Annotated in this window: 5 protein-coding genes; 4 read left to right on the top strand and 1 reads right to left on the bottom strand. The window is 29.5% G+C overall.

Features of this window, described 5'->3' with window-relative positions; translation table 11 throughout:
* Nucleotides 1-2: 2 nt before the first annotated feature.
* From JOP69_RS16620 to JOP69_RS16610, 3 genes are all read left to right on the top strand, one after another.
* Entirely contained in the window at nucleotides 3-1505 is a 1503-nt protein-coding gene (locus JOP69_RS16620) for a TrkH family potassium uptake protein (RefSeq protein WP_203392021.1), read from the top strand.
* A 123-nt stretch (nucleotides 1506-1628) separates the two neighbouring features.
* A complete protein-coding gene (locus JOP69_RS16615) occupies nucleotides 1629-2768 on the top strand; it encodes a hypothetical protein (RefSeq protein ID WP_203392020.1) in 1140 nt (379 codons plus the stop codon).
* Nucleotides 2758-3870, top strand: coding sequence for a nucleotidyltransferase family protein (locus JOP69_RS16610; protein ID WP_203392019.1), 1113 nt, complete (start codon nucleotides 2758-2760; stop codon nucleotides 3868-3870). The genes JOP69_RS16615 and JOP69_RS16610 overlap by 11 nt, the downstream gene beginning before the upstream one ends.
* On the opposite strand, the gene JOP69_RS16605 is transcribed toward JOP69_RS16610, so the two are convergent.
* The gene (locus JOP69_RS16605; RefSeq protein ID WP_203392018.1) at nucleotides 3854-5206 is read right to left on the bottom strand and encodes a UDP-N-acetylmuramate--L-alanine ligase; all 1353 of its coding nucleotides are present in this window, start codon (nucleotides 5204-5206) and stop codon (nucleotides 3854-3856) included. The two genes, JOP69_RS16610 and JOP69_RS16605, sit on opposite strands and share 17 nt — an antisense overlap.
* Nucleotides 5207-5376: 170 nt before the next feature.
* On the opposite strand from JOP69_RS16605, the gene JOP69_RS16600 reads away from it, so the two are divergent.
* Nucleotides 5377-12096 (top strand): MG2 domain-containing protein, encoded by a 6720-nt coding sequence (locus JOP69_RS16600; protein WP_203392017.1) that lies wholly within the window; start codon nucleotides 5377-5379, stop codon nucleotides 12094-12096.
* Nucleotides 12097-12178 lie beyond the last annotated feature (82 nt).

The raw sequence follows: 12178 nt of genomic DNA, 5'->3' as shown, positions 1-12178 counted from the left end.
TTATGACCAGTAGTTTAAACACCAAAATAATATTTCGATTCTTAGGTATTACGGCAGTATTAAACGGAATTTTCATGTTTATCGCGTATCCGTTTAGCGTGTTTCATAATGAAGACGCTAAATGGGGCATTTTAAATGCAGGAATTGTAACGATAATTATTGGGCTTTTACTTTATTTTTTAAACAAACCCAAAAGCACCAATATTAAAAAAAAAGAAGGATACCTAATAGTATCCTTAGGATGGCTAATACTCACACTTACAGGAATGTTGCCTTATTTATTTTCTGGAACCATACCAAGTGTTGCAGATGCTTTTTTTGAAACCATTTCTGGGTATTCTACCACAGGTTCTTCTATATTAACAGACATAGAGTCCATGCCAAAAGGAATTTTATTTTGGCGAAGTGCTACGCATTGGATTGGAGGAATGGGAATAATCGTTCTTACTGTTGCAATTTTACCTCTTTTAGGTATTGGAGGAATGCAACTTTTTATGGCTGAAGCTCCAGGCCCTTCTGCAGATAAATTACACCCAAGAATTACAGATACGGCAAAACGACTGTATTTAATTTATATAGCACTAACGTTTGCTCAATTTTTTTTATTAAAAGTTGCGGGTATGACTTGGTTTGACGCTATTAATCATGCCATGGCAACAATGAGTACAGGTGGTTTTTCTACAAAAAATACTAGTGTAGCTTTCTATAACAACCTTCCTTTAGTACAATACATTATTATATTTTTTATGTTTGTAGCAGGAACAAACTTTGTACTGACTTATTTTGCCTTAAAAGGAAAAGTTCGTAGAGTATTTGAAAGCGAAGAATTTAAATATTACTTTTTTGGAATCATAGGTGTTTCGATGTTAATAGCTATTATCATCATCTTTTTTCAAGACCCAAATTTACAAACAACCATAGTACATCCAATGGTCTATGGAAAAGTAGAAAGCGCTATCAGACATTCTCTATTTATGGTGATCTCTGTAGTAACAACAACAGGCTTTGTAAGTGCAGATTTTACTATGTGGAACTTCTTTGCCACAGGTATTTTCTTTGCTTTATTTTTTACAGGTGGTTCTGCAGGATCTACAAGTGGTGGTATAAAAATAGTAAGACATATTGTTATGCTTAAAAGTAGTTTTCTAGAATTTAAGAAAGCCTTACACCCAAACGCCATTATACCTGTAAGATTAGACGGAAAATCAGTACCACCTACTATTGTATTTAATATATTATCTTTTTTTATTATTTACATGCTTATTTTTGTTTTGGCCTCTGTAATACTTACTTTATTTGGGTTAGACTTTATGTCTGCACTAGGTGCAGCCGCTTCTTCTTTAGGAAACATTGGCCCTGCTATTGAAAGTGTGAGTCCGGTAAATAGTTATGCGCATTTATCTAATGCCGCCAAATGGTTTTGTTCCTTTTTAATGCTTATTGGTCGTTTAGAACTTTTTACTGTACTAATTTTATTTACCCCTTTCTTTTGGCGTAAAAATTAAGTTTAAGGTATACTTTTATTAAAAAAAATATTTGATAACCATAATTATTTTTAAATAACAAACGCCTCAATTTTGAGGCATTTTTGTTTTGTATAAGTAATAAAATAACTACTTTTATTCTTTATGAAAAAACAATCAAATTTCTTATACAAGACAGCAGAAGATAAAACTATTGTTTGGTTTGAAAACAATAATGAATATCTAATTTTAGAAAATAAAACAGCCGATATTTTAAAAAGGTTAAATGAAGGCATATCTGTTAATGACATAGCACAAGGTTTATCTAAAAAACTAGGAGTGCCCGCAGATAGTACTATCGATTTTATTATCGATTTAGAAGAAAAATTCTACGAAACAAAAAATGATATTGAGTCCGAAATACTCCAAGATTACAAAGACCTTAAAACGCCTACTTCATTTGAATTTATAAAGTATTACAAAGTTAACAACGTTGTTTTTAAAGTTTCTTATTTAAGCGAAAAAGAGCTTTCTCTAGTGCATCCAAAGTTTGCTCATCTAGTGATTAATGATACCACCAAATTTGACTATGAATTTGATGTTTTTATAAACAATAAATTCATCTTTCTTATAGTTGATAAAAACCTAATAGGAGCTTGGAGTCATAATGATATTCATTATTTTCAAGGAAAGTTTTCTATGCAATTTATTCAGAAAATTCATCAGAAAGAAGAAGATAAATGGATGGGGGTTTTTCACGCATCCGCTGTAAGCGATGAAAAGAAATCAATCTTATTTCTAGGTGATTCAGGCAACGGAAAAAGTACCTCATTAGCACTATTACAAGCACACGGTTTTACGTGTTTAGCAGACGATTTTGTACCTATAGATATCGAAAAAAGAGAAGTGTACAGTTTTCCTGCATCCATATCCATCAAACAAAACAGTTTAGAAACGTTGCTTCCTATTTATCCTGAATTAGAAACATCCGCAGAATATAACTTTACCCGATTAAACAAGGTTGTACGATATTTAAAACCCAACAATACTAATTACTTTAATCATTTACCATGTAATGATTTGGTCTTTATTAAATATGAAAAAGATGCTGATTTAACTTGTGAGAAAATTTCTAAATTAACTGCTTTTCAGCAATTAATTCCAGACTCTTGGATCTCTCCAAAAAAAGAAAATGCACAAATATTTTTAGATTGGTTTAGTACTTTAAACTGTTACCAACTAACCTACTCTAATAATGAAGAAATGATAAAAGCGGTTTCGAAAATATTTAAAAATGAATTATAAAGAAACACTCTTTTTTGTAGCTAAATGTTTAACAATTTCTTCGGAAGAAAAAAACAAACAAGAGATAGAAATACAATTAAAAACTACAGAAATAGATTGGGATTCCGTTGTAAAAGTAAGTACTGGTCATTTTGTATTCCCTGCTTTGTATTGCAATCTTAAAAGAGCCAATTTCTTGCATTATTTACCAGAAGAATTAGTGAATTATATGATTCATATTACTAATTTAAATAGAGAGAGAAATGAGCAAATTATTGAGCAGGCTAAAGAAATAAATGAACTTTTATTAACAAACAATATTACTCCAATTTTCTTAAAAGGAACCGGAAACTTACTTGAAGGATTATACGAAGATATTGGTGAAAGAATGGTTGGCGATATTGATTTTATTTTCTCCGAAGAAGATTATACAAAAGCAATCAAATTATTAACAAATAATGAATATTCTAAAGTACATAAAACTACATACGATTTCCCTCAATTTAAACACCATCCAAGACTACAAAAGTTAAAAAAAATTGCTGCTGTAGAAATTCATAAAGAATTATTAATTGAAAAATATGCCGATGAGTTTAATTATAATATTGTAAAGAAAAACTCGCAAATAATAAATAAAATAAATGTAATTAGTTTTGAAAATCAACTAGCTTTATCAATTATTGCTACTCAAATAAATGATAATGGATTTCACTTCAAAAATATTTCTTTAAGAAATGCATACGATGTTTTTTTACTTTCTAAAAAAATAAATTCAAATAAAGGTTTTGATGAATTTCAAAAATTAAAAACCCCTTTAAATTGTTTTTATGCAAGTTGTTTTGAAGTTTTTAATAGACCAACTTCTTTAAAATATAATTCTACTGTAGAAATAGAAAGTTATCTAAACATTTTTTATAAGCAACTAAATAATAATGTTTTAAAAGTTAAAAGGCATAAAAAAACAGAAAATATTCTTTTTATAAAAAAGAGATTGAGCATTATTTATAAATCATTTTTTGACAAAGCTTATAGGAAGTGGCTATTAAATAGAGTAACGGATAAACATTGGATACAAATAAAACTTATTCAACTTGGTCTAAAAAAAACTAAACCAAACCTTTAACCTCTTCAAAATCTAAACCTCCATAATTACCAGAACTCATTAAAACAACTGCTGTTTTCTCTAAATTCTGACTAAATAAGAATGCTTTAAATTCATCGGGATTCGTATAAATAACCAAATCATCTCTTTCAAAAGCGTTTGCAATTTGTTCCGCAGTAACGGCTGATAATTGTTTAATTTTCACGGCATGCGGAGAATAAAACACCACCGCTTTGTCAGCTGCATCTAAGGCTCCTTTATATTCTGCTAAAAACTCAGCATTTAAACTAGAATAGGTATGTAATTCTAAACAAGCCAAAACAGTTCTCTCAGAATATTGTTCTTTTACGGCTTTTGTAGTTGCCTCCACTTTACTTGGTGAGTGTGCAAAGTCTTTAAAAATTACTGTTGATGGAGTTTCTACAATTTTCTCTAATCGCTTGCTTGCTCCTGCAAAACTAGCAATGGCTTCATAAAAATCATCTTCATCAATTCCCATGTGCTGACAAATCCACTTTGCTCCTGCTAAATTTTGAAGATTGTGTTTTCCAAAAACCTCTAATGGTAAGTTTCCTTCTGATGTTTCTAAATAGGTAATTCCGTTTTCAATAAAATGTTTAGGTGTCGTATAAGGATACTTCTTAATATGATTTTCTGATGATTCTACAACCTCTTTTACAATTGCATCTTCTTCATTATAAACCATACTTCCTCCGTTTACCATAGAATCTGTAAAGATTTTAAACTGCTCTACATACCCTTCAAATGTTGGAAAAACATTAATATGATCCCAAGCAATCCCGCTTAATAACGCAATATTTGGTTTGTATAAATGAAACTTTGGTCTCATATCTATTGGCGAACTCAAGTACTCATCACCTTCTAAAACAATAAAATCGTTTTCTTCAGTTAAATGCACCATGGTTTCAAAACCTTCTAATTGCGCACCAACCATGTAATCTACTTCTTTTTCATGATAATTTAATACATGTAGAATCATAGAAGTAATGGTTGTTTTTCCATGAGAACCTCCAATAACAACTCGCGTTTTATCTTTAGATTGTTCGTATAAAAATTCTGGATAAGAATAAATTTTTAAACCTAATTCTTGTGCCTTTAACAACTCTGGATTGTCAATTTTAGCATGCATTCCCAAAATAATTGCATCTAGGTTAGACGCTATTTTTTCTGGAAACCAGCCAAATTCTTCTGGTAACAAACCATATTTTTCTAATCTAGATTTAGAAGGATTGTGAATTGTATCATCAGAACCAGAAACTTGGTATCCTTTTTGGTGTAAAGCAATTGCTAAGTTGTGCATTGCGCTTCCGCCAATAGCAATAAAGTGAATTTTCATCGAACAAAATTTAGAAAAGTAAAAATACAAAAGCTTTACACAATATAAAGTATCTTTATAACTAAACTCAATTAAAAAATAGTTTTACGCACTAAAACAACCCGTTAACTAATTTTAGGTTGTTTTTAAAATCGATTTAAACGTGCTTTACAGCATTAAATCTTATGATAATGAAAAAAATTACATCAACATTAATAATGATTCTAGCATTCGCTTCTATTTCTAACGCCCAAAACTCTTTTGAGAACCTTTGGTTACAAGTAGAAGGTTTCGAAATAGACAATTTACCAAAGTCTGCTTTAAAAATTGTAGACAAAATTTACACAGAGGCAGAGAAAGAACATAATTCTTCTCAGCTAATTAAATCACTTTTTTATAAAAGTAAATTTTCATTAACGCTAGAAGAAGATGCTCAATTAAAAGTAATAGAAAATTTAAAAAAACAGATTGCTACTAGTACATTTCCAACAAAAAACGTGTTAGAAAATGTTTTAGCTAATTTGTATTGGCAATATTTCAATGGAAATAGATACAAGTTTTACAACCGAACAAAAACAGCGAACAAAGTAGATAATAACGACTTTAGAACTTGGGATTTAGAAACGCTTTTTAAAGAAATACATTGTCATTTTGAGAGTTCTTTAGAGAATGTAGAAGAATTACAGAAAACAGGTATTTATGATTATTCAGATATTTTACAAATCTCTAAAGAGTCTAAAACATACAGACCTACTTTATATGATTTTCTTGCAAACAATGCTTTAGAATTCTATAAATCTTCAGAAACCTCTATTACAAGACCGTCTTATAAATTCAGTATTGATAACCCTGATTTTTTAGGGAATTATAACACTTTTTCTAAACTAAATATTACTTCAAAAGACACTTTATCTTTAGAATTTAATGCCCTAAAAATTTATCAAGAACTAATACTGTTTCATTTAAAAAACAACAATTTAGACGCGTTGGTAGATATTGATATTCATAGATTAAACTTTGTAAATAATCATGCTACTTTTAATGATAAAGAAGCAATTTTAGTATCAACCTTAAAAGCATCAAAAGAAAAAACTAAAACAAATGAAGCTAGTGGTTTATATGCTTTTGAAATTGCTAAAACATACAATAACAAAGCCAATTCTTATCTTGCTAACACAGCAGAAAAAGACAGGTATAAAAATAAGGAAGCTTTAGAAATTTGCAATTCAATAATTAAACGTTTTCCAAAAAGTTTAGGTGCTAAAAAATGCACAATACTTAAAAATCAAATTTTAGAAAAAACACTATTTATTACGGCAGAAAAAAGTATTCCAATTCAGAAAAACTCTAGATTATTAATCAACTATAAAAATATTGATACTTTAAATTTTAAGGTCTATAAAATAACCAATAAGCAGTTGTATCAATTTAACAAAGTCTATCAATTAAAAGAAAAAATAAAATTAATAAATACGTTAGAAAACGTAAGTAATTGGACTTCAAAATTACGTAACGAAAATGATTACTTACAACATTCTACCGAAGTAATTGTACCTAAAGCTAATAAAGGAACTTACTTAATTATAACTTCAGAAAACACTGTTTTAAAAGAAAATGAACTCTTTGGAACTACCTCTTTTCAAGTAACAAATTTAACAATTATTGAAAACAATTTTGACAACAAACATAATTATCAAATTGTTGATAGAAATAACGGAAAACCAATTAAAAATGCAGAGATTCATTTAAAAAGCAAAAAAAATAACAGAGGTTCATCTATCAATAGAAAACTAATTACAGACAAAAATGGTTTTGCTTCTTTTAAAAGCGACACTAATTATAGTAAGGTAGAAATCACCGTAAAAACGGATACTGATTTTGCCCGTTTTGGTAATTTTTATTTACATAAAAACAATAGAAAATCTATTGAAGAAGTCGAAGAAAGTCTTGTCCCTTTTATTTTTACAGATAGAAGTATTTATAGACCAGGACAAACCGTTTATTTTAAAACAATTGTTATTAAAAAACAAGGAAAAAAATCTGAAGTTTTTAAAAATGAATATATAGAAATTATTTTAAGAGATGTTAATAATCAAAAAGTAAAAACACTTAATTTAATACTCAACGAGTTTGGTTCTGTAGCAGGGGAGTTTATTTTACCTAGCAATGGTTTAACAGGTAAATTTAGTATCCAAATTAATGAAAGTACAGAGCATGACAGTAAATTTTATGACAATAAAGATTATGATTTTCATACTCGCAGAACACACATTTCTGTAGAAGAATACAAAAGACCAAAATTTGAAGCCCAATTTAAACCCGTTACCGAAAGTTTTAAAATTAACGATTCTATTACGGTAAATGGTTTTGCAAAAGCCTTTTCTGGTGCAAATATTACAGATGCAAAAGTGGTGTACCGTGTCCACAGAAAAGTACAATACCCGAGTTGGTATTATTGGAGAAGACCAAATACTACTTCTAGTCCGCAAGAAATTACACACGGAGAAAGCAAAACGGATGAAAATGGTGCTTTTAAAATTATATTTAAAGCGATGCCAGATGAAAATGTTTCTAAAGAAGATTTACCCATTTTTACGTATGAAGTTACGGCAGATATTACGGATGTAAATGGAGAAAGCCACAGCGTTACAACCAATGTTAAAGTAGGTTACCATTCTTTATTAGCAACTATTTCTTTAGATGATAAAATTGATAAAAACCAAAAAGAAACCACTTTAACTATTGCTACCAAGAATTTAAACGGCGAGTTTGTTCCTGCAAAAGGAAACATTAAAATATACAAATTAATTTCACCAAAGAATCCGCTGAGAAAAAGTCCGTGGAACTCGCCAGATTATCAAGATATTTCTATTACTGAATTTAGAAAACTGTTTCCTAATGATCCTTATTCTGAAAATGAAGCTGATGAAAAAGAGTGGAAAAAAGGTGAAATGGTTTTTTTAAGTGATTTTGATACAGAAACATCAAAAGAACTGCAACTTAAAAACATTAAAAAATGGTTTTCCGGACAATATATTGCCGTTTTAGAAAGTAAAGATAAATTTGGAAACCCTGTAAAAGATGAGCAAAAATTCTCTCTTTTTAATACCAAAGAAAATAAAGTTGCAGACAATAAATTGTTTGTTATTAATACCAACAAAACTTCTTATACTGTTAATAATATTGCAGAAGTAACTATTGGTTCTGCATCAAAAGACATAACGGTTATTGTACAAATTGAAAAGAATCATAAAATTATAGAAACACATTTAATTCATTTAAATAATAAAACAAAAACACTAAAAATACCGGTTAACAAAGAAGATATTGGTGGTTTTGCTGTTAAATATCACTTTGTAAATTACAATTATTTTAAAAGTGGAAGTTTACTAATTAATGTAATTGAAGAACAAGCAAAAATAGCCATTGAAACCAATATTTTTAGAGATAAATTACAACCAGGACAAGATGAAACTTGGAGTTTCACCATAAAAAACGACAAAGATGATAAAATTTCTGCGGAAGTTTTAGCTTCTATGTACGATGCTTCTTTAGATCAATTTAAGACGCATAATTGGCAATTTAACCCTAATACACCTAAAGCAACTTACAGTTCTTACAATACAAGTAACGCTCGTAATAGTTTTGGAAATATTAATTTTAATATCAGAAATAATCAACGTAGCTATTACGGTTTTCCTTCTATTTCTTATGATACTTATAACTGGTTTGGGTTTAGTTTGCTAAATAATAGGTGGACAAATCAACAATATTTAAGAGATATAACTAATAAATTAAAAAACATAAAATTCAAAGCTATATTTAAAAAATCGGGTAAATTTAATGGTACTATTAGTGGAATTGTAACTGATAAATATAATGAACCAATACCAGGGGCTAATGTTACAGTTAAAGGTAGTTTAACAGGAAAAGTAACAGACTTTGATGGAAACTATTCCATTAAAATAAAAAAAGGAGATATTTTAACGTTTAATTATTTAGGTTTTAATGATATAGATATAAAAGTAGAAGACTTTTCTATACTTAACGTGGCCTTAAAGGAAAACCTAAATTCTTTAGACGAAGTTGTTATAATTGGTTATGGAGCTCAGAAGAGAAAAGACATGACTGGCGCTGTTATGAAATGGAGTGTAAAAACAGCAAACGAAATGGCTCCTGGAATTGAGTTAGAAGAAGCTCTTCAAGGACAAGTTTCAGGTATAAATGTTGATAATGGCTCTGCAAATATTCTAATAAGAGGCATAGGTAGTTTAGACAACGTTACAGAGGCATTATATGTGGTTGATGGAAAAGTAATGACAAAATTAGAGGTTGAAAGTATAAACCTTAATGAAATTTTAGAAATGGATATTCTAAAAGATGCTGCTGCCATTTCTTTATATGGACAAAGAGGTTTAAATGGCGTAATTATAATTAATACCAAAAAAGCTATAAACAATCAATTATCACAAATAGAAGCACGAAAAAACTTTAAAGAAACCGCTTTCTTTTTTCCACAATTAAGAACAGATAAAAACGGACAAGTCAGTTTTTCTTTTACAATGCCAGAAGCATTAACACGTTGGAAATTACAATTACTAGCACATACTAAATCTTTAAAATCGGCAACCAAAACATTAGAAACGGTTACGCAAAAAGAATTAATGATAGTGCCAAATGCACCAAGATTTTTACGTGAAGGAGATAAAATTACTTTAAGTGCAAAAATTACCAACTTAACAAATAACCAATTAAGTGGTTTCGCAAAATTAATGTTAACGGACGCAATTACAAACAAAGAAATTAATATTGATTTAGAAAACACTAATTCTACTAAAAACTTTACAGTAAATAAAGACGGAAATACCAATGTATCTTGGCAATTATCAATTCCAGAAACGGTGCAAGCGGTACAATATAAAATTGTGGCTAAAGCTGGTGATTTCTCTGATGGTGAACAAAATGTTTTACCCGTTTTATCCAACAGGATGTTGGTAACAGAAACCTTACCAATGTGGATAAAATCTAACGAAACAAAAACTTTTACCTTAGATAAGTTAAAGAACACTTCGTCTACGCTCAGTGCAGGCTCGTCTTCTACTTTAAAAAACCACAAATTGACTTTAGAAATGACGTCAAACCCAGTTTGGTATGCAATTCAATCTTTGCCATATTTAATGGAATATCCGTATGAATGTGCAGAACAAGTTTTCTCTAGATATTATGCAAATACCTTGGCAAGTTTTGTCGCAAATTCTAATCCTAGAATTCAAAAAGTATTTAATGCTTGGAAATCTTCTGATGCTTTATTATCTAATTTAGAGAAGAATCAAGAATTAAAATCATTAATAATTCAAGAAACTCCTTGGTTAAGAGATGCGCAATCTGAAACCGAGCAAAAAAAGAGAATCGCTTTATTATTCGACTTGAATAAGATGAAAAATGATCAAGAAAAGGCCATCAATAAATTAGAAGACATTCAGATGAATTCTGGTGGATTTCCTTGGTTTAAAGGCGGACGATATGAAAGTAATTTTATTACACAACATATTGCAACTGGTTTTGGACATTTATCAAAATTAGGTGCAGAAAATTTCGAACCATCAACTAAAAAAATAATAGAAAAATCTGTTAATTATTTAGATGGAGAATTATTAGAACAATACAATAAACTCATAGAAAGAGCAGAAGAAATTAAACAGAAAGCCAAAACAGAAAAAAAAGGTAAAGAAGATTATGACAACTATTTGGCTAAAAACAATCTGAACTATTTTACCATTCAGTATTTGTATATGCGTAGTTTTTATTCTTCCATTTCTATGAATAACAACTTGCAAAAAGCGGTTGCTTATTACAGAAATCAAACTGTTACCTATTGGAATGACTATAATTTATATGCAAAAGGACAAATTGCTTTATCGCTTTTTAGAAGCGATGAAAAAATAACTGCAAGTCAGATTTTAAAATCCTTAAAAGAAAATTCAATTACTTCTGATGAATTAGGAATGTATTGGAAAGAAAACGCTGCTGGTTACTATTATTATCAAGCTCCTATAGAAACTCAAGCATTAATGATTGAAACATTTTCTGAAATAGAAAACAATACAGAAACCATTGACAACCTAAAAATTTGGTTGCTAAAAAACAAGCAAACCAATAGTTGGAATACCACCAAGGCAACTTCTGAAGCGGTGTATGCATTATTGTTAAATGGAACTAATTGGATTGAAGCCAGTACTGAGCGAAGTCGAAGTGTAACTGATATGGTAGATATAAAAGTTGGTGACAATGAAATTAATCCAACAAAGTTGGATAACGTAAAAGTAGAAGCAGGAACTGGATATTTTAAAACTTCTTGGAATGGATCTGAAATTACACCAAAAATGGCAGAAGTGATCATCAACAAGAAAGGAGAAGGAATTGCATGGGGAGGTTTGTATTGGCAATATTTTGAAGATTTAGACAAAATTACTTCCGCAGAAACACCTTTAAAATTGGATAAGAAATTATTCTTAAAAGTAAATTCAGATACAGGAAAAGAGTTACAGGAAATAACAAAAAACACAAAGTTAAAAGTTGGCGATTTAATTACGGTAAGAATTGAGTTAAGAAGTGACAGAGACATGGAATTCATCCATATGAAAGATATGAGAGCTTCTGGTGTAGAACCTGTAAATGTTTTATCTAGATATAAATGGCAAGACAATATAGGTTATTATGAAAGCACTAAAGATGCTGCTACTAACTTCTTTTTTGATCGTTTTCCTAAAGGCGTTTATGTTTTCGAATATGATGTAAGAGTTAATAATGCAGGGAATTTCAGTAACGGAATTACAACAATACAAAGTATGTATGCTCCAGAATTTAGCAGTCATTCTAAAGGAATAAGACTTATGGTGGATGAAAATTAAGCATTTTACCTAGCTAAATAACAAGCTTTTTATTTTGATTCACTTGCTAAATGGTTGTATTTTGGGCATCCCTAATTTAATT

Source organism: Polaribacter sp. Q13, from assembly GCF_016858305.2.
Taxonomy (GTDB): Bacteria; Bacteroidota; Bacteroidia; order Flavobacteriales; family Flavobacteriaceae; genus Polaribacter.
Note: the sequence above shows the minus strand (reverse complement) of the source record. Positions and strands in the feature narration are given on the sequence as shown.